This window comes from Pseudomonas sp. PA-6-3C, from assembly GCF_021605825.1.
Lineage (GTDB): Bacteria > Pseudomonadota > Gammaproteobacteria > Pseudomonadales > Pseudomonadaceae > Aquipseudomonas > Aquipseudomonas edaphica.
Genome location: NZ_WKDV01000046.1, coordinates 25443 through 46436 on the forward strand (window position 1 = coordinate 25443; position 20994 = coordinate 46436).

Annotated in this window: 19 protein-coding genes; 12 read left to right on the forward strand and 7 right to left on the reverse strand. The window is 61.6% G+C overall.

Features of this window, described 5'->3' with window-relative positions; all coding sequences use genetic code 11:
• The first annotated feature begins 12 nt into the window (after positions 1 to 12).
• The 4 genes from GIW48_RS24875 (at position 13) to GIW48_RS24890 (ending at position 4830) form a co-directional block, all read left to right on the forward strand.
• Positions 13 to 954, forward strand: coding sequence for an ABC transporter permease (locus GIW48_RS24875; RefSeq protein ID WP_099549170.1), 942 nt, complete (start codon positions 13 to 15; stop codon positions 952 to 954).
• The gene (locus GIW48_RS24880) at positions 951 to 1805 is read left to right on the forward strand and encodes an ABC transporter permease (RefSeq protein ID WP_099549171.1); all 855 of its coding nucleotides are present in this window, start codon (positions 951 to 953) and stop codon (positions 1803 to 1805) included. Before GIW48_RS24875 ends, GIW48_RS24880 begins: the two co-directional genes overlap by 4 nt.
• Positions 1806 to 1807: 2 nt before the next feature.
• A complete protein-coding gene (locus GIW48_RS24885) occupies positions 1808 to 3436 on the forward strand; it encodes an ABC transporter ATP-binding protein (RefSeq protein WP_419789496.1) in 1629 nt (542 codons plus the stop codon).
• A 110-nt stretch (positions 3437 to 3546) separates the two neighbouring features.
• The gene (locus tag GIW48_RS24890; protein ID WP_236472930.1) at positions 3547 to 4830 is read left to right on the forward strand and encodes an OprD family porin; all 1284 of its coding nucleotides are present in this window, start codon (positions 3547 to 3549) and stop codon (positions 4828 to 4830) included.
• A gap of 167 nt (positions 4831 to 4997) precedes the next feature.
• On the opposite strand, the gene GIW48_RS24895 is transcribed toward GIW48_RS24890, so the two are convergent.
• Positions 4998 to 5876 (reverse strand): GntR family transcriptional regulator, encoded by an 879-nt coding sequence (locus GIW48_RS24895; protein ID WP_099549174.1) that lies wholly within the window; start codon positions 5874 to 5876, stop codon positions 4998 to 5000.
• 140 nt (positions 5877 to 6016) lie between these two features.
• On the opposite strand from GIW48_RS24895, the gene GIW48_RS24900 reads away from it, so the two are divergent.
• Genes GIW48_RS24900 through GIW48_RS24910 form a run of 3 tightly spaced genes read left to right on the forward strand, consistent with a single transcriptional unit; the run spans position 6017 to position 10248 of the window.
• On the forward strand, positions 6017 to 7522 hold the full coding sequence (locus tag GIW48_RS24900) for a serine hydrolase domain-containing protein (protein ID WP_236447765.1): 1506 nt from the start codon (positions 6017 to 6019) through the stop codon (positions 7520 to 7522).
• A 12-nt stretch (positions 7523 to 7534) separates the two neighbouring features.
• A complete protein-coding gene (locus GIW48_RS24905) occupies positions 7535 to 8830 on the forward strand; it encodes an aminotransferase class III-fold pyridoxal phosphate-dependent enzyme (RefSeq protein WP_236462199.1) in 1296 nt (431 codons plus the stop codon).
• Positions 8827 to 10248: an aldehyde dehydrogenase family protein gene (locus tag GIW48_RS24910; protein ID WP_236462201.1), complete on the forward strand. Its 1422-nt coding sequence runs from the start codon at positions 8827 to 8829 to the stop codon at positions 10246 to 10248. The genes GIW48_RS24905 and GIW48_RS24910 overlap by 4 nt, the downstream gene beginning before the upstream one ends.
• On the opposite strand, the gene GIW48_RS24915 is transcribed toward GIW48_RS24910, so the two are convergent.
• Complete coding sequence (locus tag GIW48_RS24915; RefSeq protein WP_170040798.1) at positions 10235 to 11173, reverse strand: GlxA family transcriptional regulator; 939 nt, start codon at positions 11171 to 11173, stop codon at positions 10235 to 10237. The two genes, GIW48_RS24910 and GIW48_RS24915, sit on opposite strands and share 14 nt — an antisense overlap.
• 186 nt (positions 11174 to 11359) lie before the next feature.
• On the opposite strand from GIW48_RS24915, the gene GIW48_RS24920 reads away from it, so the two are divergent.
• The 3 genes from GIW48_RS24920 to GIW48_RS24930 all read left to right on the forward strand — a co-directional run bounded on the left by GIW48_RS24920 (position 11360) and on the right by GIW48_RS24930 (position 13846).
• On the forward strand, positions 11360 to 11968 hold the full coding sequence (locus GIW48_RS24920; protein ID WP_170040797.1) for a TetR/AcrR family transcriptional regulator: 609 nt from the start codon (positions 11360 to 11362) through the stop codon (positions 11966 to 11968).
• Positions 11965 to 12642 (forward strand): type 1 glutamine amidotransferase domain-containing protein, encoded by a 678-nt coding sequence (locus tag GIW48_RS24925; RefSeq protein WP_236462206.1) that lies wholly within the window; start codon positions 11965 to 11967, stop codon positions 12640 to 12642. Before GIW48_RS24920 ends, GIW48_RS24925 begins: the two co-directional genes overlap by 4 nt.
• Positions 12643 to 12721: 79 nt before the next feature.
• On the forward strand, positions 12722 to 13846 hold the full coding sequence (locus GIW48_RS24930) for an alkene reductase (RefSeq protein WP_236462210.1): 1125 nt from the start codon (positions 12722 to 12724) through the stop codon (positions 13844 to 13846).
• Positions 13847 to 14112: 266 nt separating this feature from the next.
• On the opposite strand, the gene GIW48_RS24935 is transcribed toward GIW48_RS24930, so the two are convergent.
• On the reverse strand, positions 14113 to 15111 hold the full coding sequence (locus GIW48_RS24935) for an NAD(P)H-quinone oxidoreductase (RefSeq protein WP_099549182.1): 999 nt from the start codon (positions 15109 to 15111) through the stop codon (positions 14113 to 14115).
• A gap of 186 nt (positions 15112 to 15297) precedes the next feature.
• Between GIW48_RS24935 and GIW48_RS24940 the strand changes: the two genes are divergently transcribed.
• On the forward strand, positions 15298 to 15678 hold the full coding sequence (locus GIW48_RS24940; RefSeq protein ID WP_170040794.1) for a DoxX family protein: 381 nt from the start codon (positions 15298 to 15300) through the stop codon (positions 15676 to 15678).
• 61 nt (positions 15679 to 15739) lie between these two features.
• On the opposite strand, the gene GIW48_RS24945 is transcribed toward GIW48_RS24940, so the two are convergent.
• The 4 genes from GIW48_RS24945 to GIW48_RS24960 form a co-directional block, all read right to left on the reverse strand.
• A complete protein-coding gene (locus GIW48_RS24945; RefSeq protein ID WP_170040793.1) occupies positions 15740 to 16558 on the reverse strand; it encodes an alpha/beta fold hydrolase in 819 nt (272 codons plus the stop codon).
• Positions 16559 to 16645: 87 nt separating this feature from the next.
• On the reverse strand, positions 16646 to 18037 hold the full coding sequence (locus tag GIW48_RS24950; protein ID WP_236462213.1) for an alginate export family protein: 1392 nt from the start codon (positions 18035 to 18037) through the stop codon (positions 16646 to 16648).
• On the reverse strand, positions 18034 to 18927 hold the full coding sequence (locus GIW48_RS24955; protein WP_236462216.1) for a VOC family protein: 894 nt from the start codon (positions 18925 to 18927) through the stop codon (positions 18034 to 18036). The genes GIW48_RS24950 and GIW48_RS24955 overlap by 4 nt, the downstream gene beginning before the upstream one ends.
• A gap of 185 nt (positions 18928 to 19112) precedes the next feature.
• Complete coding sequence (locus GIW48_RS24960; RefSeq protein WP_138453870.1) at positions 19113 to 19685, reverse strand: LuxR C-terminal-related transcriptional regulator; 573 nt, start codon at positions 19683 to 19685, stop codon at positions 19113 to 19115.
• Positions 19686 to 19815: 130 nt separating this feature from the next.
• Between GIW48_RS24960 and GIW48_RS24965 the strand changes: the two genes are divergently transcribed.
• Positions 19816 to 20994: an acetyl-CoA acetyltransferase gene (locus tag GIW48_RS24965; protein ID WP_186618361.1), complete on the forward strand. Its 1179-nt coding sequence runs from the start codon at positions 19816 to 19818 to the stop codon at positions 20992 to 20994.

Consider the following 20994-nt stretch of genomic DNA (forward strand, 5'->3'; position numbering starts at 1 on the left):
CGAGGCCTGAGCATGTTGCGTTTTATTTTGCAAAAACTCGCGATGGCGATTCCGACACTGCTGCTGATCTCGGTGATGGTGTTCGCACTGATTCGCCTGATCCCGGGCGACCCGGCGCTGTTGATGCTCGGTGATATGGCCGACCCGCAAAGCCTGGCCGATATGCGCCACACCCTGGGCCTGGATCAATCGCTGGTCATGCAGTTCCTGATCTGGTTCAAGGCCGTAATGAGCTTCGACCTGGGTGTATCCATCAGCACCAAGCAGGCGGTATTGCCGCTGATCCTGGACCGCTTCAGCGTCAGCGCCACCATCGTGCTGGTGGCGGTGTTGTTTGCCACGTTGATCGCCGTGCCGATTGGCTTGATCGCGGCCTGGAAACAAAACAGCGCGCTCGACCTTGGGTTGGTGTCCGTCGCCACCTTGTTGCTGTCGATTCCCAGTTTCTGGCTTGGCCTGTTGCTGCTGCATGCCTTTGGTATTCAACTGGGCTGGTTGCCGGTGGTGGGCTACGTGAGTTTTGCCCAGGCGCCGTGGCAAGCGATCAGCTACATGGTGCTGCCGGTGGTGACGCTGACCCTGGTTGAAGTGGGCGCGATTACCCGCATGGCGCGTGCCAGCACCATCGAAGTGCTGCGCCTGGAGTACATCGCCCACGCCCGCGCCAAAGGCCTGTCGGAACGTGCGGTGCTGTGGAAACACGCGTTGCCCAATGCGTTTGCGCCGACCTGGACGCTGGTCGGGCTGATCCTCGGCAACCTGCTGGGTGGAATCGCTGTGCTGGAAACGGTGTTCACCCTGCCTGGCATCGGCCGCTTGATGGTCGATGCGATTTTTGCCCGCGACTATCCGGTGCTGCAAGGCTGCCTGTTGTTGATCACCTTTATCTATGTGCTGGTCAACCTGTGTGTGGATCTGCTCTATCCGCTGTTCGACCCAAGGGTGAAGTTATGAGTTCGACTATTGCCGTGCCCGTAGCGGCCAAGCGCCGACGTGGGTGGGCGCCGGCCAATGCCGTGATCGGCGGCGGGCTGCTGGTGGCGTTGATCGCGCTGGCGTTGATGGGGTTGGTGTGGTCGCCGTTCGATCCGCTGAAGATCGACTTGATCGCGCGTTTCCAAGCACCATCAGCGGCCCATTGGTTGGGCACCGATGAGTTTGGTCGCGACGTGTTCAGCCGCTTGCTGATCGGTGCCCGCACCAGCCTGTGGGTGAGTTTGCTCACGGTGACGGTGGCGGTACTGGCCGGCACCGTGATCGGCATGCTCGCCGGTTACTTGCGGGGTTGGACCGACCGCGTGTTGATGATGTTCAACGATGCGCTGCTGGCGTTTCCCGGCATCCTCATGGCGCTGGGCATCATGGCGATTATCGGTGCCAGCAAATACGGCATCGTGTTGGCCCTGGGCATTGCCTACACGCCCTCGGTGGTGCGGGTCGTGCGCGGCACGGTGTTATCCCTACGTGAGCTGGAGTACATCGAAGCCTCGCGGGTCATCGGCAACTCCGAGCTGTACACCATGCTGCGGCACATCGCCCCCAACTGCCTCGCGCCACTGTGTGTGCTGGCCACCAGCATGTTCGGTTGGGCGCTGCTTTCGGAAAGCGCCCTGAGCTTCCTCGGCCTCGGCGTACCGCCACCGGCTGCCACCTGGGGCAACATGCTTGCCAGCAGTCGGCCGTATATCGCCTCGGCACCTTGGCTGGGTGTGTTTCCGGGGCTGTTTATCTGCCTGACGCTGTTGGCGATCAACTTGTTTGGCGACGCACTGCGTGACCGTCTCGACCCCCGGATGAGGAAATGAACATGCCCGCCAATTGTGTTTTGTTGAGTGTGCAAAACCTGAAGATCCGCGTCGGGGAACATGGCCCGCTGGCCGTCGATGACCTGAGTTTCTGTATCGCGCCGGGCGAGATTGTGGCGTTGGTGGGCGAGTCGGGCAGCGGCAAGACCATGGCCGCTCGCGCTGCCATCGGCTTGCTGCCGTTGCCGATGCAAGTGTGTGGCGGGCGCCTGGATTTCCAGGGCCGCGACCTGGTCAAGGCCGGCACTGAAGAATTGCGCGCGATTCGTGGTGCGAGCATCGGCATGGTGTTCCAGGAACCGATGGTGTCGCTCAACCCGGCGTTAAAAATCGGCCAACAGATGAGTGAGGCGCTCAGGCTGCACACTGACCTCGACCCGCCGCAGATCCGCGAGCGCTGCCTGGCCATGCTGCGTCGCATCGGGATCAAGGCGGCTGAACGTTGCCTGGAGTCCTACCCGCATCAGTTCTCCGGCGGCATGCGCCAGCGCATCATGCTCGCCTCGGTCATGCTGTTGCGCCCGGCGCTGTTGATCGCCGACGAACCCACCACTGCCCTCGACTGCCTGGCGCAGTTGGACGTGATCGAGTTGATGCTGGAGCTGACTCGCGAACAGGGCACGGCCATTCTGTTTATCAGCCATGACCTGTCACTCGTGGCCCGCTATGCGCACAAAGTGGTAGTGATGCGTCACGGCCAGGCGGTGGAGCAGGGCAGTACCCAAGACATCCTGCTGGCGCCCAAGGCCGAGTACACCCGCCAACTGCTTGAAGCCTTGCCACGGCGTGGCGAGCTGCCAGCATTGCCGGCGAGCAGCACGCCGTTGGTGGAGATTGACCAGGTGTGCATCGAGCACCCTGGGCCGACTTCGTTCTGGGGCAAGCGCCAGTACCAGCGCGTGGTGCATTCGGCCAGCCTGGCGATTGCACCTGGCGAAACCCTGGCACTGGTGGGCGGCAGTGGCTCGGGCAAAACCACCCTGGGTCGTTCGCTGGTCGGGTTGATCAAACCTTGCGCCGGGTCGATCCGCTTCAAGGGCGTGGATATCCTCAAGGCCGCCAACCGTACCCACCGGCTGCAGTGCCAGATGATTTTCCAGGACCCGTATTCATCACTGAACCCACGGATGAAAATCGGCCAGATCCTTGCTGAACCCCTGCGCCACGAGCCCGGTTTGAATGCCGCCGAGCGGCGTGAGCGCGTCACGCAAACCCTCAAGGATGTCGGCCTGGGTGAGGAGTATGTCGAACGCTTTCCCCACCAACTGTCCGGTGGCCAACGCCAGCGTGTCGCTATTGGCCGCGCACTGGTGCGCCGCCCGCAATTGGTGGTCGCCGATGAGCCGATTTCGGCCCTGGACATGACCATTCAGAAACAGATCCTCGAACTGTTCGAGCGCTTGCAGGCGCAGTACGGTTTTGCCTGCCTGTTCATTTCCCATGACCTGGCGGCCGTGGAGCGCATCGCCCATCGCGTGGCGGTGATGCACCAGGGCGAGGTCGTGGAAGTGGGGGCACGCGAGCAGATCTTCGATTGCGCGCAGCACCCCTACACCCGCCAGTTACTGGCGGCCGCCAGCCCACTGCAGAAACTGCCGGGCGGCGGCTACCGAATACGACCGGCAATTTAACCCCCTGATTTCATCCGGCGCGCGGGCCTTCATGCCTGCGCGAGGGTGAACGTCGTGCCCAGAAAAACAATAAGACCTACTCACCGAAATGACTGCCAGGAGCCAACAACATGCCTAACAACACGCTCAACCTGATCTTAAAGGGCGCCGGTCTTATGAGCGGGGGCCTGCTGTGCGCCCCGGTCCAGGCGGACTTTATCAAGGACAGCAATGCAGATCTGGACTTGAAAAACTACTACTTCAATCGTGACTACCGCGAAGACGCCGGGCAATCCAAACGCGAGGAGTGGGCGCAGGGTTTTATCCTCAACCTCAAGTCGGGCTTTACCGAAGGCACCGTGGGGTTGGGTGTTGACGTGGTGGGCATGCTCGGCTTGAAACTCGATTCCAGCCCGGACCGCTCGGGCTCCGGTTTATTGTCGCGCGATAACGATGCTGCGCCGGGTAAACCGAGTTACTCCAGGCGTGCGCATGACGAGTACTCCAAATACGGCGTGACCGGCAAGGTGCGTGTTGCCCAGAGCGAGTTGCGCAGCGGCTACCTGCTGCCGGACTTGCCCACGTTGCAACCCAATACCAGCCGATTGTTCCCGCAGACGTTCCGGGGCACGCAGGTGACCTCCACCGATATCGCCGGGCTGGCGCTGATTGGCGGGCAGATTGACCAGACCAAACAGCGTGAGTCCACCGAGTACGAGGATATGGGGCTGACCAGTCAGAGCGGGGCTTACAAAAGCACCGCCAGAAGTGATCGTTTTCGATTTGCCGGCGGCGATTACAGGCTCACGCCGGGCATGACCCTGAGTTATCACTTTGCGCAGCTGGAAGATATTTATCAGCAGCACTTTATTGGGCTGAAAAACAGCGTTGCGCTGGGCGGCGGCCTGCTCAAGATGGATATCCGATATTTCGATGCGGACACCTCAGGTGCCGGTTCGGCGGGCAACGTGGATAACCGCGCGCTGAGTACGCGGGCGATGTTCAGCTACAAGGGGCATAGCGTGGGTGGCGGGTATCAGGAGCAGTACGGCACAACGCCGTTTACCTATGTGGACGGCACCAATACCTATCTGTTTTCCGAGTATCAGTTGAGTAACTTCTCGCAAACCAATGAACGGGTCTGGCATGCGCGGTATGACTTTGATTTTGCGGTGCTGGGGGTTGCGGGACTGACATTCTCTACGCGCTGGGCCAAGGGTGACCGGGCGCAGGTGAAGGGGTTTGCGGGGGAAGGGCGGGAGTGGGAGCGGGATATTGATGTGGGGTATGTATTCCAGTCGGGGGCGCTGAAAGGCGTTTCATTGCGCTGGCGCAATGGGTTGAGCAAGGCCAATTACCTGCGTGACATGAATGAAAACCGGGTGATCGTCGGTTACACCGTGGCGCTTTGGTGATGCACGTGTTTGCCCTGAAGACGCTGTCTCTGTGTGGTAGCTGGCTGGCCTGCGATGGCGGGCTTGCTCGCCAGAGCCATGTGTCAGGCGCTGGAAGACTTGGGTCGGGGTACATAGCCCCAGGTGGGGGTAACCGCTGCAGCGGATATGCCCCCAATCCACACGCCTCAGCTCTTGTTTCGCGCCACCCGCAACTTGCTCGCCACATCCAGATGCCGATGCAACAACGTCGACGCCCACTCATTATCGCCTTGCTCCAACGCATCCAGAATCGCCAGATGCTCCTGGCACGACACCCGGACCCGCTCCACATTGTTCACCGTGTGAAACTCGGTCAACCGTCGCAACCGGTTCTGCTGCTGGATCGCCTGCAAGATATAGCCATTACCGGAAGCCGCCGCCAGCAGCTCATGAAACTCCGCGTTGCACTCGATAAAACGCTGCCCATCAACCGTGCCCTCCAACAACTCCATCTGCCGCTCCCGGCAGCGGCGAAACTGCTCAGGGTTGATAGTGAACGTCGGCTCCAACAGCCCCGCCGGCTCCAGCAACATGCGGAAGCGGTAGCTCTCAAAGCGCGTCTTCGGGCTGTTCAGCGTTGGCAAAAACTGCCAGCCATGCCCGTGCTTGCGCTGCATCACACCCTCATCAGACAAGCGCAGCAAACACCGGCGCAGCACGCTTTTGCCGACACCGTAGCGGCGCAGCAAATCACTTTCGGAAATCTGGTCGGGCAGCACCTGGTTCAAACGGTCATCGATCAAGCGTGTGTACAGCTGATCTTCTTCGTTATGCAACGCACTGACCTGTTGCGCCAAGCCATCGCCGGCTTCCAGTGGCACACGAAAGCCCTGCTGCGCCAGCGGCTCGATGGCTTTCTGTGTGGCCAGGTACGACAGCGCGCTGCGGATCGGCGAGCGCGACACGCCCAGGCGCTGGGCCAGTTCCACTTCTTTGAGGTGCATCCCGGGTTGCAGGTCGCCGCTGGCGATGGCGGCCAGGATCTGTCCGGCGACTTTGGTCTGCAGCGAGGTGAGTTGGGGCATGGCGTGAAGTCGATCCTGTGACAAGGGAGGCAAGAATACCCGGAAAACTGAATTATAGGCGGCTCAAATACATGAAGGCCGTCGTGAGTAAAACCTTATCTGCATTATTTGAAATATAAAAACATCAAAGAGGACCGATTATGACCTACATTCCGCTGCCCAGGGCCTTGCCCCATGAACGCGGTGTCGACCCCGCCGGCATTGCCGATTTCATCCAGGCCGTGTCCCTGGCGGGTCTTGAACTGCACAGTTTCATGCTCTATCGCCAAGGTGCGGTGGTGGTCGAGGCGTTTTGGCAACCCTACTCGGCGCACCGCATGCATGTGCAGCATTCGGCAACTAAAAGTTGGACCGCCACCGCGATCGGCCTGTTGGTGGACGACGGTCGCCTGCGGCTTGACGCTAAGGTCGTCAGTTTCTTCCCCGAGTTGTGCCCGCAGCCCATCAGCGCCAACCTCGCGGCCATGACCGTGGAGGATTTACTGACCATGCGCACCGGCCATGCACGCGGGATTTCCGGCGGGGACTGGCGCAACCTGCAAAGCAGTTGGGTCGAGGCCTTTCTCAACGAGCCGGTGGACGAGCCGCCGGGCCAGGCGTTTATCTACAGCAGTGCTTCCAGCTTTATGCTTTCGGCGATTGTCACCCAGGCGACCGGGCAGACGATGCATGCCCTGCTGCAGGCGCGTGTCCTTGATTACCTGGGGCTCGACAAGCTTGCGTGGGACCTGGCGCCGGGGGGCTTCAACGCCGGCGGCAATGGCTTGAGTTGCACCAGCGAAGACGCGTTGAAATTCGGCGTGTTGCACCTCAACCAGGGCCAGTGGCAGGGCCGCCAGCTGTTGTCGCCACAGTGGGTGGCACAGGCCACGCGCAACCAGGTACAGGACGTATGGATGGGCGAGTTCGACGGCAAGCAGTATCTGCCACGGGACAAAAACAAGGGCAACGAAGCCCAGCGCGAAGGCTATGGCTACCAGTGGTGGATGACCGAGCACGGCGGCTATTACGCCTCGGGGGTGTTCGGCCAGCAGTGCATGGTGCTGCCGGAGCAGGACACGGTGATTGTCTTCACCTGCGGCCTGCGCCTGGGCGAGAAACGCTTGCACCAGGCGCTGTGGCAGCATCTGTTCCCGGCGCTGGGGCGCACTGCTGCGGATGCTCAAACCAGCCAAATGCACTTGGACGCGCTGATCGAGGGCCTGCGCCTGCCCGGGCTGCCAGGCCTGCATGCCTCGCCCGCCAGCGCCGCCATGCAAGGTCGGTTCGCCATCGAACCCAATGAGGACGGTGTGCGCGAGTTGGCCTTTGATTTCCAGGGAGAGCACTGCGATTTCACCCTGGTTGACCACCGCGGCACCCACCACATACGTGCCGGCTTGCGGCAACCGATCGAAACCACTACCAGCATGACCGGCAACTATCTGCATCACCAGTATCAACCCGAGCAAACGCAGGTGGTTGCCCAGGCGCGGTGGACGCCCGAGGGCGAGTTGCACATGGATTGGCGCTTTGTTGAAACCGCATTCGGTGACCACGTGCGCTGCCGCCTCCTGGAGGGTCGCTTGTATTGCGACCGAGGTGTGAACACCAACGCCGGCGCCTTGCAACGGCCAACCCTTTTCGGCGTACGCACACAGTCTTAAGGAGTGCACGCAATGACCTCTTCCCTATGGGCGCCCTTTACCGCGATGCGCGCCTTCAACCGTCAGCCGATGTTGTTTGATCGCGCTGCCGGCATGCATTACACCACCACCGAGGGGCGCGAGATGCTCGACGCCATGGCCGGGCTCTGGTGCGTCAACGCCGGTCACGGCCAGCCGCGTATCGTCGAGGCGATTCGGGAAGCGGCGGGGCGCCTGGACTTTGTGTCCTCATTCAAGATGAGCCACCCTGCGGCGCTGACCCTGGCTGATCGTCTTGTGGCAACCGCCCCTACGGGCCTGGATAAAGTGTTTTTTACCAACTCCGGTTCCGAAGCGGTGGATACTGCGTTAAAGATCGCTCGCGCCTACCATCAGGCGCGCGGCGACTGCCGCCGCACCAAGCTGATCGGCCGCGCCAAGGGCTATCATGGCATGGGGTTTGGCGGTTTGTCGGTGTCGGGGATTGGCCGCCAGAAGCGCGACTTCGGCCCGTTGCTGGGTGATGTGGCGCATTTGCCGCTGCCCTATGACGCGGGCTTACGTTTCAGCCCGGGTCAGCCGCAGCAGGGCGCGCACTATGCCGATGCCTTGTTGCAGTTGCTGGAGATCCACGACCCGGCAACCGTGGCGGCCGTGATTGTCGAGCCGGTCACCGGTTCAGGCGGCGTGTACGCACCGCCCCAGGGCTACCTGCAAAGATTGCGCGAGATCTGTGATCGTCATGGCGTGCTGCTGATTTTTGATGAAGTGATTACCGGTTTCGGCCGCCTCGGTCATGGGTTCGCCGCCCAGGCTTTCGGTGTTACGCCAGACCTGATGACCCTGGCCAAAGGCCTCACCAACGGTGCGGTGCCCATGGGCGGCGTGCTGGTCAGCGGCGCGGTGTACGAGGCTTTTATGCAAGGCCCGGAGCAGGCCATCGAGTTGATGCATGGGTACACCTATTCAGCGCATCCACTGGCGTGCGCAGCGGGTTTGGCGACCCTGCAGGTGCACGAGGAACTGGCTATCAACACCCATGTTCAGCAGCTTGCCCCGCTGTGGCAAGCCCGCGCGCTGGCGCTGCGTGAACAACCGTGGGTGCTGGATGTGCGTGCAACAGGTTTGCTCTGTGCGGTCGAACTTAAGCCGCGCGAGGGTGCGCCGGGTGCGCGGGCCGGGGAAGTCGCCCAGCGCTGTTACGAGGCGGGCGTGCTGGTGCGCGCGTCCGGGGACAATATCCTGCTGTCGCCGCCGTTGATCATCAGCGAGGAGCAGGTCGCGCTGGTTTTCCATACCTTGGGCGCTGCGCTGGAGGCGACGCGATGAATCACCGGGACTTTTACATCGACGGCCAATGGGTCAAGCCATTGGGGGCCGAAACCCTGGCGGTGCTCAACCCGGCCACCGAGTGCGTCATCACCCGCATCAGCCTGGGCACTGTCGCCGATCTGGACCTGGCGGTGGCTGCCGCTCGGCGCGCTTTTGACTGCTACAGCCAATGGTCACGCGAGCAACGCCTGGAGCTGTTGGCGGCGATCATCGACGGCTATCGCCAACACAGCGAAGCCCTCGCGCAGTGCGTGCACCAGGAGATGGGCGCGCCATTGTCGCTGGCGCGCAGCGCACACGTGCCGGCAGGCCTGGGCCATCTGCAACGGGCCTATGAACTGCTGAAAGACTACGCATTCGAGCGCCTCCACGGCAGCACTCTGATCAGCCGTGAGCCGATTGGCGTGTGCGGGCTCATCACGCCGTGGAACTGGCCACTGAATCAGCTGACCTGCAAGCTCGCCCCAGCCCTGGCAGCGGGCTGCACCCTGGTGCTCAAACCCAGCGAAAAGGCGCCCCTGTCGGCCCTGTTGCTGGCCGACATCCTGCATCGCGCCGGGGTGCCCAAGGGCGTGTTCAACCTGGTCAATGGTGATGGGCCGACCCTCGGCGAGGGGATTGCCCGCCATGCTGATATCGACATGGTTTCCTTTACCGGCTCGACCGGCGCAGGGGTTGCGGTGGCCAAGGCGGCCGCGCAAACGGTCAAGCGGGTCTGCCAGGAACTGGGCGGCAAGTCGGCCAACCTGATCCTCGCGGATGCGGACTTCGATGCAGCGGTGCGCCACGGCGTCAGCAGTTGCTTTCGCAACAGCGGGCAGTCATGCAACGCACCGACGCGCCTGCTGGTTCCACGGGCCATGCAGGCCGGTGCGGTACAGATTGCCCGAGAGGTGGCGGCGCAAGTGTGTTTTGACGACAGCAACCCGGCCACGGCCATCGGGCCGCTGGCCAATCAGGCGCAGTTCGAACGCGTGCAGAGTGTGTTGGGGGCAGTCGCCCAGGCGCCGGTATGCGGTGGCGTGGGGCGGCCCGAAGCGCTGACGACGGGTTTTTATACGCGGCCCACGGTGTTCGCCGACGTCGACCCGCAGTCGCCGATTGCCCGTGAAGAAGTGTTCGGGCCGGTGTTGGTGATCATCCCGTACGACAGCGAAGCGCAGGCGATCGCAATTGCCAACGACAGCCCCTACGGTCTCTCCGGTTACGTCAGCGCCGGCACCCTGGAACGCGCGCGTTTCGTGGCTCGGCAACTGCGCACGGGCATGGTCCACCTCAACGGTAGCAAGGCTGACAATGGCGCGCCATTTGGCGGGTACAAGCAGTCGGGCAATGGTCGCGAGTGGGGCGTGTTTGGCTTGGAGGATTACCTGGAGGTGAAGTCGATGTTCGGTTATGCGCCTAACCCGGATTGAACAACACCTGTTGCATGGCCTGGGGCGGTTGCCCGAAGGCACGCAGAAACGCCTGGCGCATGCGTTCGCGATCACCAAAGCCGGTTTCGCGGGCCACCACTTCGACCGGGTGACGGCTGGTTTCCATCAGCGCCCGGGCCGCTTCCACGCGCAGTGATTCGATGGCCTTGGCCGGCGTTTGCCCGGTTTCTTCGCGAAACACCCGACTGAACTGGCGCGGGCTCAGGCGGGCAACCTCGGCCAGGGCTTCGACCGAGAGGTCGTGGGTCAGGTTTTCGCGGGCATAGGCCAGGGCCAGCTGCACGCGGTCGGATTTGGGGTCCAGTTCCAGCAGGGCTGACAATTGCGACTGCTCACTGCCGCGGCGTTGGGCGATCACCAGTTTGCGGGCGATGCGCCGGGCCAGGTCGCTGCCCAGGTCAGCCTCGACCATGGCCAGTGCCAGGTCGACGCCGGCACTCATGCCGGCGCCGGTCCAGATCTGGCCGTCGACCACGAACAGTTTGTCTTCCTCAAGCTGGATGTGCGGGTAGCGCTTGCGAAAGGCGGGCGCGTGGATCCAGTGGGTGGTGGTGCGCTTGCCCTCGAGCAAGCCGGCTTCGGCCAACACGAAGATGCCCATGCACAATGAGGCCACGCGCCGTGATTGGGCGGAGGCGGCCTTGACCAGTTCGAGCAGGTTGGCTTCCGGCAAGCGAAATTCCAGATAGCCGCTGACGATCAGCGTGTCATAGCCCTGCGCGCGGATCGGCGTGGTGTTCACCGAAAAGCCTTGGGAGGTCATCACGGCACCGCCGCTTTCGGACACCAGGTGAAACTCATAGGCCGGTTCGCCGCGCAGCAGGTTCGCGCATTCAAATACCGAGCCCAGGCTGAGGCTCAGGGATTGAAAGTTCGGGTAAACCATCAGCGCAACGCTGTGCATCATTGTTCTCCAAAAAACGCGGGCCAAGGGCTCGGGAGGGGTGATTGTCGGCGCGTGCCAGGTAAACGGCAACCGGCTTTGTGGCATGTCCGGAATCCTTGCGCATCTGACATTGTTGAAGGTTTGCGTGGCGCCTAACATCCCCTCAACGAACTAGACGACTGGTCTAATCGGACGGGAAGCGTGATGAACAACCAAGCTAAAAGTACTCGGCAGGTCATTCTGGACACGGCGCAAGTGATTGTCGGCCGTAAAGGATTTTCTGCGGTGGGCTTGAACGAAATACTGCAAGCCGCCGAAGTACCCAAAGGCTCGTTCTATCACTACTTCAACTCCAAGGATGCGTTCGGCGTGGTGTTGCTCGACAGTTACTTCGACCACTACGTCAACGGCATGCAGCAGTTGTTCAATCAGCCTGAGCTGTCAGGCTTTGCCAAGTTGATGCGCTATTGGCAATCCTGGGTCGACAACCAGACCGGCTGCACCGACACGGGCAAATGCCTTGCCGTCAAACTCGGTGCCGAGGTGTCAGACCTTTCAGAGCCGATGCGTCTGGCCCTGCAGCGCGGCACTGCACGCACCATTGAATTGCTTGCCCAGGCCTTGCAGCACGGCATTGAAGACGGCTCGCTGCAGGCACAGCTACACCCCGAAAGCCTGGCCCGGCGCCTGTATGCGTTGTGGTTGGGGACCAGCGTCATGAGCAAGATCACCCGAACATCCGCGCCGTTTGATGAGGCGCTGCTACTCACACAACATCTACTGCAACCCATCGATCGAGGCACTGGAAAATGAAAGTATTAATGGTACTGACCTCTCACGACCAGCTGGGCGATACCGGTCGTAAAACCGGCTTCTGGCTCGAAGAATTTGCCGCTCCGTATTACACCTTCAAGGACGCCGGTGCCGAACTGGTGCTGGCATCGCCGGCCGGTGGTCAGCCACCGCTGGACCCGGTCAGTGACCAGCCGGATGCGCAAACCGACGATACCCGCCGCTTTGCCGCCGATTCGGCCGCGCAGCAGGCCCTGGCCAACACGGTCAAGCTGGACTCGGTGAATGCTGCCGACTTCGACACGGTGTTTTACCCAGGTGGTCATGGGCCATTGTGGGACCTGGCCGAATCGCAAGCGTCGATCGCGCTGATCGAAGCCTTTGAGCGCGCCGGTAAGCCGATCGGGTTTGTCTGCCATGCGCCGGGCGCGCTGCGTCACGTCAAGGCGGTCAACGGCGAGCCGTTGGTGAAGGGCCGTCGTGTGACGGGCTTCTCCAATTCCGAAGAAGCCGCCGTGGGCCTGACCGATGTGGTGCCGTTTTTGATTGAAGATGATTTCAAGGCGCTCGGTGGCCTGTATGAGAAGGGCGCCGACTGGCAATCCTTTGTGCTTGAAGATGGTTTGCTGGTGACCGGGCAGAACCCTGCCAGCTCCAGCGATGTGGCCAAGGCCCTGCTGAAACTCACCGCTTAAATTAACTAACCGTTGTAGGCATTGGCGGCTCTCAAGAGCCGCCAATGCTTTTGTTCGCCCTGAATTTGGACTTTTACTCATGACCATGCGTGTTTTAAATACCCCGGTAAAGCTGGGGCATCACAGCCTCAATAACCGGGTTGTGCTGCCGCCCTTGACCCGTCAACGCAGTGCGCAACCGGGTAATATCGCCACCGACCTGATGGCCGAATATTACCGCCAGCGCGCCAGCGCCGGGTTCATGGTCAGTGAAGGCACACAGATCGAACCTCGCGGCCAGGGCTATGCGTGGACGCCGGGTATCTACACGCCCGCGCAGATCGACGGCTGGCGCAAAGTCACCGAGGCGGTGCATGCCGATGGCGGGGTGATTTTCGCCCAGCTCTGGCATGTTGGCCGTGTGTCCCATAACGCCCTGCAGCCAGAAGGGTTGGCACCGGTCGCGCCCTCTGCATTGAGGGCGGAGCAGGCGAAAGCCTTTATCGAAACCGGCCCCGGCGTGGGCGAATTGAAACAGCCGCCGGTGCCGCGTGCATTGAGTGTGCTGGAGATTGAGGAGTTGGTTGGGCATTACGCACAGGCTGCGCGCAATGCCTTGGACGCCGGGTTCGATGGCGTGGAAATCCATGCTGCCAATGGTTACCTGGTCAACCAGTTCATTTCGGCTCACGCCAACCAGCGCGACGACGAATACGGCGGCTCGTTGCACAATCGCCTGCGCTTTTTGCGCGAAATCGTTGAAGCAGTGACGGCCGTGGTTGGGCCTGAGCGCCTTGGTGTGCGTTTTTCGCCGTTGTTCAGCGGCACTAATCAGGACCGCGTGTACATCGGCCTGGTGGAGGAAGACCCGCATCACACCTATATCGAGGCGATCAAGGTGCTGGAGGCGTCCGGCATTGCCTATGTGTCCATCGCCGAAGCCGACTGGGACAACGCGCCTGACCTGCCGGAAACCTTCCGCCAGGCGGTGCGCAGCACCTTCAGCGGGCGCATCATCTACGCCGGGCGCTACACCGCTGAGCGCGGTGCAAAGCTGCTGGAGGCGGGGCTGGCAGACCTGATCGCATTCGGTCGCCCGTTCATCGCCAACCCGGACTTGCCACAGCGGCTTTTCAACGGCTGGCCATTGAACCCGCTGCGGGCTGAGGGCATGTATGGCGGCTCTGAGCTGGGCTATACCGATTACCCGGTGTACGCCGGGTAAGTGCGCCAAGCCGCTGCGATGGCGGTGGTTCAGGTGGTTTATGTTTCGCCAGTGCCGCCGTCTTCGCAGCCTCGCTGGGGCTCGACAGCTCCCACATTTGAGCTTTGTCGCTGGGTGAATCTGCGTTCGATGCGATGGCCCTGCAAACCGAACCCCCAGCAACACAGCCGATTCCCTGTGGGAGCTGTCGAGCTTTAGCGAGGCTGCGAAAGCGGTGGGTCAGGCAACTTGTATGTCGCCTGTGCCGCCGCCTCGCCGGGGCTCGATTACTTCACTTGCAACACGATCTTGCCAATATGATCCCCGCCTTCCATCCGCGCATGGGCCTGGGCGGCGTCGGTGTATGCGTACACCTTGTCGATGATCGGCAGGCAGCGCCCGGCGGACAGCACCGGCCATATGTATTCGCGCAGCTGCTCAGCGATTGCGGCTTTCTCGTCCTTGGTGCGAGCGCGCAACAAGGAACCGGTGATGACTGCGCGTTTGCCGAGGATCGTCAGCAGGTCGACGTCATTGGCTTTGCCGCCGCCGAGGAAGCCCAGCATCACCAAGTGCCCGTCCATGCCCAGGGCCTTGAGGTTGTTGTTCAGGTAGGAGGCTCCCATGATGTCGAGGATCACGTCGACGCCCTGGTCGCCGGTCTTCTTGGCGATGACCTCGGCAAAGTCCTGCTCGCGGTAATTGATCGGCTCGGCGCCCAGTTTGGCAATTGCCGCGCATTTGTCGGCGCTGCCGGCGGTGGCGAACGCCTGGATGCCGAACTCCTGGCAGAGCATCAGCGCGGTGGTGCCGATGCCGCTGGTGCCGCCGTGGATCAAGGCGCGTTGGCCTGTGTGCGCGCCACCCAGGCCGAACAGGTTGGCCCAGACAGTGAAAAAGGTTTCTGGCACGGCAGCGGCTTGAATCCAATCCATGCCTTCAGGCACCGGCAGGGCCTGGCTGGCGGGTACGGCGCAGAACTGTGCATAGCCGCCACCATTGGTCAGGGCACAGACCTTGTCACCCAGGCTGTATTCACTGACGCCATCGCCCAGCGCAACCACTTCGCCGGCCACTTCCAGGCCCGGTATCGGGCTCATGCCGGGCTTCATCGGGTACTTGCCGGCGCGTTGCAGGGCATCAGGACGGTTGACCCCGGCGGCATGCACGCGGATCAGAATTTCGCCGGGGCCGGGTGAGGGCACTGCAACCTGACGGGGCTGGAGAACCTCGGGGCCGCCGAAGGTGGTGATTTCAATCTGGGTCATGTCGTGGGGCAGAGTCATGTTTACGATTCCTGTAGCGATGAGCGTATGAAGTGGGACCGCAGCCTGGGGTGGTTGATTCAACCGGGGTAGTTTGTGTGGCGCCCAGCATAGCTGGCTCTTTGCCATAAGGTCAGCACAGGCTTGCAAGCTCGGGCGCGGCTCTGCGGACACAATCGACGTCGGTTTCTTTTATGGACGTTGCAGATGAATGAATCAAAAAGTCAGGCGCTTGGGCTGCTGTTTCTGCGAGTGAGTGCATCGCTGTTCTTGCTGTGGGTACATGGGCTGCCCAAACTGCTCCACTACAGCCAACAATTGACGCTGATCGAAGACCCGTTCCACCTGGGTGCCAATGTCACGTTATGCCTGGCGATTGGCGCAGAAGTCGTCTGCCCGTTGTTGATTATCGCCGGGGTCTGGGTGCGCCTGGCCTGTTTGCCGATCCTTGCAGTGCTGCTGGTGGCTTTGCTGGTAGTGCACCCGCAGTGGTCGCTGTTTGAAGGGCAGTTTGGATGGCTGCTGTTGATCCTGTTTTCCAGCATTCTGATCGCGGGGCCCGGTCGCCTGGCACTTGATCACGGTTGAGCCTGAACGAAAAAAGGCCGGGCAAGCCCGGCCAAAGAAAGGAGAGGGTGACGCCGTTGTTTCAGCGGTTGAGGAAGGCCAGCAGGTCTTCGTTCAACTGCTGGGTGTGAGTGGCGGCAAAACCATGCGGCGCATCCTTGTACACCTTCAATTGCGCGCCTTTTATCATCTGTGCCGCCACTTTGCCGGTGGTCTCGAACGGCACGATCTGGTCGCCATCACCGTGGATCACCAGGGTCGGCACATCGACCTTGGCCATGTCCGGGCGAAAGTCGGTTTCGGAGAATGCCGTGACACAATCAACCGTCGATTTTAGCGATGCCAGCAAGGCGATCTGCAAGGTCTGGGTGAGCACGCCTGGCGAGACCTTCTGCCCCTGGTTGATGCCAAAGAACGGGGTATTGAAATCGCTGATAAATTGCGCGCGGTCCTTGAGTAGCCCGGCCTTGATACCGTCAAATACATCGGCGGGCACACCTTGCGGGTAGTCCGCTTTCTGACCAAAGATCGGCGTCACGGCACCCAGCAATACCAGGCCGGCTACGCGTGCGTTGCCATGGCGGGCGATGTAGCGAGCGACGTCGCCGCCGCCCATGGAGAAGCCCACCAGGGTCACGTCGGTGAGGTCCAGGTGTTCAATCAACTGGGCAATGTCGTCGGCGAAGGTGTCGTAGTCATTGCCGGTCCATGGTTGGTCGGACCGGCCAAAACCACGGCGGTCGAAAGCGATGGTGCGAAAGCCGCGGCTGCTCAGGTATTCCATCTGGTATTCCCACATATCCGCATCCAGCGGCCAGCCGTGGCTGAACAATACAGGTTTACCGCTGCCCCAGTCCTTGAAGTAGATCTGGGTACCATCTTTGGCAACGAATGTGCTCATGCATAACTCCTTGATTGAGGGGGATGACTGCGAGTTACTATTGCCCTGCACGTGTCGAAGGGCTTGTACACCTGTGCTTGCTTGGGTTTACCAACTGAATTTGAGCTCGACTCCCAGGTAATTGCTGTCGTCACCACCGGCCTCGCGCAGGGTGCGGCCCACCGCGTAATGCACGGCTTCGACCGCGCCGGTAAGGTTCGGTGTGAAGTCATAGTCGGTGCGCAGCTGAGTGTAGGCGCCGGTCCAGCGTTCACCTTTGCCTGCAGTGCCGGCCACGGGCAAGTTCGGTTGGGTATAGACCGCGTCTTCGGTGGTCTGTCGCCAGAGCAGGCCGATGGCAGTCTGTACGCTCAGTTTGGCAATGGGCTTGACGGTGATCGACGGTTTGACGTGGATCAGGTTGCTGTAGCCCGTATAGCCGGCCAGTGAAAAATAGTAGCCGTTGGGAAACAGCGGGTTGAACGTGCCGACGGTAGCGTCACCCGCTTTGCGGTCGCCGGAGGCGATATCCAGTTGCACGCCGAGCCGTGGTTTCCATGCCAGGCCGTCAAGCGTGTAGCCCGTACGGCTGCCAGCGGCCCACGCCCGAATCGACTTGCTCCCCACCGACCCCCTTTGCAGCATCGCCTCGATGTCCCAATCGAAGCCCCGGGCCACACCGCCCAGGCGGGCGTCGAACAGCTGGCGGGTTTCCTCGCCGTCGGCGTCCAGGTAATGCGCAGCGCTGCGTTCATACACGCCGTAGTAGGCCGACAACTCATTGCTGCCGCCCACCAGTCGCTCGACCCGCAGCAGGTGAAAGCGAGCGTCGCTGTTGGAGCGGTCGTCGAAGTGTCTCTCGTCCTGATACTGCACCGGCTGGCTGGCGATCGCGATAAAACGCCAATGGGGGGTTTCCCAGTCGGCCCAGAGCGCGTCGAACGACTGGCGCACATTCGGCCCATCCCGCGACGAGATAAAACGCTGCAAGTCGAAGGCGAAGTCCTGGCGGCCGATACGGCCCTTGAACGTCCCGCTGCTGAAGGTGTTCACGTACTCGGCAAAGGCCAGCCGCAAGTCGACACGGTTTTGATCGGCACCACCCACTGTGGTTTTGTCGTACGCCCGAGCATCTTCGAGTTGGGTGAACACCCGCCAGTTTTCGTCCAGGTGCAGGTCCGCGTGGATCTCAAAGCGCTGGATCAGGTAGCGATCACGCTTCACATCGCGCACGCCGAAGCCACTGGCATCGTTCATCTCGAAACGTTCGCGCAAGCTCGCGCCCAACGACAGGTACGTCAACGGGTTGGCGCTTGACAGCGGGATGTACTTCAAGTTGTCCAGCGGTTGCGTGCGCAGCACCGGGTCTTGCAGCACCGACCAGTTTTCCTGCCAGCGGTTGGTTTTGAGTACCGGTCGGGTGGCTTGCTCCTCTGCGTGGGCGCTGGCGGTGAGCAGCGGCCACAGCACGGCCAAGCCCCAGGGGGTATGACGATTCATTTTGTCGCGCTGAGCTGGTGAATTTCCGCGACGTATCCACCGGGAAATTCGACCATTGCGCTGCGCCGCCCTTTGCTCGCGAACGCCGGTACCAGCACAGTGGCGCCAGAGCCTGTGGCTTTGGCCAGGGTAGCCGTCAGGTCGTCGACTTGGTAACCGGTGGTCTCATGGCCGAACGGGTAGGGCAGTTGGCCATTGGTCACCAGTACGGCCATGCGTCCGAACGGCGATTGCAGGTCGACACGCCGGTAGAGGCCGCCCTGGCCGATATCGATACCCGGCGCGTGTTTGTCGTCAGCCAGGACCTTGCCATGGGAAAAACCGAGGAAAGCGTTGATAAACGCCTCGGCCCGCTCGGCTGGCAGGTATACGCGGTTTTCCGGCACCGTCTGGAACCCTGCGTAGTTCGGCGCCTGGGTGTGCCAGTAGAGCTGCATGTTCACACCGCCTGGCCACTGCACCACGGCATCGCGGCCGATAGGGTCGGGAAAGTCACTGACAATCACGGCCGCACCATTTTCCCGCGCGGCCTTTAGGGCCTCGTCCATGTCCTTGACCAGATAACCGTTGCGCTCCTGGCCAAACGGATGCGGTATGGGGGTGCTGAAGCCGAACAGTGACACCGTACCGACTGGCGTCTGCAGCAATTGCGAGGTGGTACTGCTTGGCACTGGCAGTACGTTCACCACCACTTGTGGGGTACTTTTGCCACCGAAGGTCGCGAGGAAGCTCGTGGCAAAGCGGTCCACATCAGCGGGTGCCACGTAGACGTGGCTGGTGTCGTATTGCGGTGCCACTGCCACGCTCGGCGTTGCCGCAAAAGCGCTGTTCATCATGGCCCCGACCAACAGCGTCAATGCCAGGCTTACCGTATTCGAGTTTCTACCCATGCCTGCTCTCCAGCCGTTTTTGGAAAGTCAGGAGCTTAGGCGGCCGGCACGGATGCGAATTGTACGGGCGTGCTCGATGGAACACTTGAGGCGGGAAAGTCACAGGGCATGACAGGTGCGTTTTTCAGCGCGCAGCACTGCTGTAGCTTCGAGTGATATCGCAACCCGACAAAAATCTACCTCCGTCAGGCCACCATAATAATTTTCGACACCAATTCCACCACCGTCTTGGCCTGCAACTTTCTCATCAAGCGCGCCCGGTGCACCTCCACCGTGCGGTGGGAGATCGCCAGGCGCAAGGCGATTTCCTTGGACTTGAGGCCATTGACGATGTGCATGGCGATTTCCCGCTCCCGTGGCGTGAGGTCGCCGGTGCCCTGGTGGGTGCGGTCCAGGCGTTCGAAGTGCCAGATCATCAGCTTGAACGGGTCTTTGGGCGTAAGGGTGTAGCCGTGAGACCTGGCCCAGAACACTTCGCCGTTGTGGTGCTGCATGAAACGTTCGTCGGAGTAAAAGCCGTTTTCGCTTTCCAGCAGCCATTCATGGCTGCGCTTGCCAATGGCGTGGTAGTCAGCCTGGGAAGGGTAGATCAGCAGCGTCAGCTGGTTGACCAATGCGTCGCGCGAATAGCCGAACAACTGCAGGAAAGCCTCATTACAGTCGACCATTACGCGGTTGCGGGTGACCAGTTGCGGCGCGGGGGAGAGCTGGAACGCCAGGCGTTCTATGTCGTGGAACTGCTGTGCAAACGCGTTCATTGGGCATCCTGCCTCGTCGCTTTTCTCAACTGGGGCTACTTAGCCATGTAAGTAGTTGCACGAATTGGCGCGCGCCCAACGGTGGGTCATTGTAGGTAAATGTCCGCGCCAAAAATAGAAGAAATTGATTATGCCAGCTGATTGCGTCTCCATTGTTGCTGCCGGTCATTCACGTTTTGGTCGCCTTGAAGGCACCAGCCTGGAGGATCTGATCGTACAGGTCACCCGCGAAGCCCTGAAGGACGCGGCGATTGACGCGAGCGAGATCGACGCGTTGTTCCTTGGCCACTTCAACTCCGGGTTGGTGCCCGACGGGTTCCCGGCCTCGCTGCTGCTGCAGGCCGACCCTGGGCTGCGCTTCAAACCGGCGACCCGCTGTGAAAACGCCTGCGCGTCCGGCTCGGCGGCAATCCTGGCCGGGGTCCAGGCGATCCTGTCCGGCAGCGCCGAGCTGGTATTGGTGGTGGGCGCGGAAAAAATGACCCACACCACCACCGCCGAGGTGACCCAGGCCTTGGCCGGTGCCGGTTATCAGAACGACCCGGCCGAAGCGGGCTTGAGTTTCCCGCAGCTGTTCGGCCGTGCGGCGCGCCAGTATGCCGAGCGCTACCACTGCCCGTTGGGCTCGATGGCGGCCATCGCCACCAAGAACCACTCCAACGCCATGGCCAACCCGCTGGCACAGATGCACCGGGTGATGGATTTCGAGCACTGCAACAACGTGTCCAAGAGCAACCCGTTTGTGGCCGATTCGCTGCGCCTTACCGACTGCTCGCTGATCAGCGACGGCGCCGCCGCGATCATCCTGGCCTCGCCCAAGCGCGCGCGGGCGTTCCGCCGTGATGTGCAGATTCGTACACTGACCCAGGTCAACGATTGCCTGCCGATTGCCCAGCGCGACATCCTCGCCTTTGAAGGCCCGCAACGCGCGATCCATACGGCGTTGCGCGGGGCGAATATCACCCTGGCCGACCTGAGCTTCGCCGAGGTGCATGACTGCTTCACCATCGCTGAGCTGCTGATCTACGAGGCCATGGGCCTGGCGCCCAAAGGTGAGGGGCACCGTGTGCTCGACAGCGGTGTGGTGCGCGCGGGCGGGCGGTTGCCGGTGAACCTGTCCGGCGGGCTCAAGGCCAAGGGGCATCCGGTGGGCGCCACCGGTGTGTCGATGCATGCCCTGGCGTTTCGCCAGTTGACCGGCGAGCCGATCGGCCTGGCGGTACCCAACCCCGAATTCGGCCTGGTGTTCAATATGGGCGGGATGGCCGTGGCCAACTATGCCTCGGTTCTGCACGCGCGTCGGAGCTGA

Bases quoted from the DNA above. Each gene is read 5' to 3' on its own strand.
- GIW48_RS24875 (WP_099549170.1), top strand. From the start codon at position 13: ATGTTGCGTTTTATTTTGCAAAAACTCGCGATGGCGATTCCGACACTG.
- GIW48_RS24880 (WP_099549171.1), top strand. From the start codon at position 951: ATGAGTTCGACTATTGCCGTGCCCGTAGCGGCCAAGCGCCGACGTGGG.
- GIW48_RS24885 (WP_419789496.1), top strand. From the start codon at position 1,808: ATGCCCGCCAATTGTGTTTTGTTGAGTGTGCAAAACCTGAAGATCCGC.
- GIW48_RS24890 (WP_236472930.1), top strand. From the start codon at position 3,547: ATGCCTAACAACACGCTCAACCTGATCTTAAAGGGCGCCGGTCTTATG.
- GIW48_RS24895 (WP_099549174.1), bottom strand. From the start codon at position 5,876: ATGCCCCAACTCACCTCGCTGCAGACCAAAGTCGCCGGACAGATCCTG.
- GIW48_RS24900 (WP_236447765.1), top strand. From the start codon at position 6,017: ATGACCTACATTCCGCTGCCCAGGGCCTTGCCCCATGAACGCGGTGTC.
- GIW48_RS24905 (WP_236462199.1), top strand. From the start codon at position 7,535: ATGACCTCTTCCCTATGGGCGCCCTTTACCGCGATGCGCGCCTTCAAC.
- GIW48_RS24910 (WP_236462201.1), top strand. From the start codon at position 8,827: ATGAATCACCGGGACTTTTACATCGACGGCCAATGGGTCAAGCCATTG.
- GIW48_RS24915 (WP_170040798.1), bottom strand. From the start codon at position 11,173: ATGCACAGCGTTGCGCTGATGGTTTACCCGAACTTTCAATCCCTGAGC.
- GIW48_RS24920 (WP_170040797.1), top strand. From the start codon at position 11,360: ATGAACAACCAAGCTAAAAGTACTCGGCAGGTCATTCTGGACACGGCG.
- GIW48_RS24925 (WP_236462206.1), top strand. From the start codon at position 11,965: ATGAAAGTATTAATGGTACTGACCTCTCACGACCAGCTGGGCGATACC.
- GIW48_RS24930 (WP_236462210.1), top strand. From the start codon at position 12,722: ATGACCATGCGTGTTTTAAATACCCCGGTAAAGCTGGGGCATCACAGC.
- GIW48_RS24935 (WP_099549182.1), bottom strand. From the start codon at position 15,111: ATGACTCTGCCCCACGACATGACCCAGATTGAAATCACCACCTTCGGC.
- GIW48_RS24940 (WP_170040794.1), top strand. From the start codon at position 15,298: ATGAATGAATCAAAAAGTCAGGCGCTTGGGCTGCTGTTTCTGCGAGTG.
- GIW48_RS24945 (WP_170040793.1), bottom strand. From the start codon at position 16,558: ATGAGCACATTCGTTGCCAAAGATGGTACCCAGATCTACTTCAAGGAC.
- GIW48_RS24950 (WP_236462213.1), bottom strand. From the start codon at position 18,037: ATGAATCGTCATACCCCCTGGGGCTTGGCCGTGCTGTGGCCGCTGCTC.
- GIW48_RS24955 (WP_236462216.1), bottom strand. From the start codon at position 18,927: ATGGGTAGAAACTCGAATACGGTAAGCCTGGCATTGACGCTGTTGGTC.
- GIW48_RS24960 (WP_138453870.1), bottom strand. From the start codon at position 19,685: ATGAACGCGTTTGCACAGCAGTTCCACGACATAGAACGCCTGGCGTTC.
- GIW48_RS24965 (WP_186618361.1), top strand. From the start codon at position 19,816: ATGCCAGCTGATTGCGTCTCCATTGTTGCTGCCGGTCATTCACGTTTT.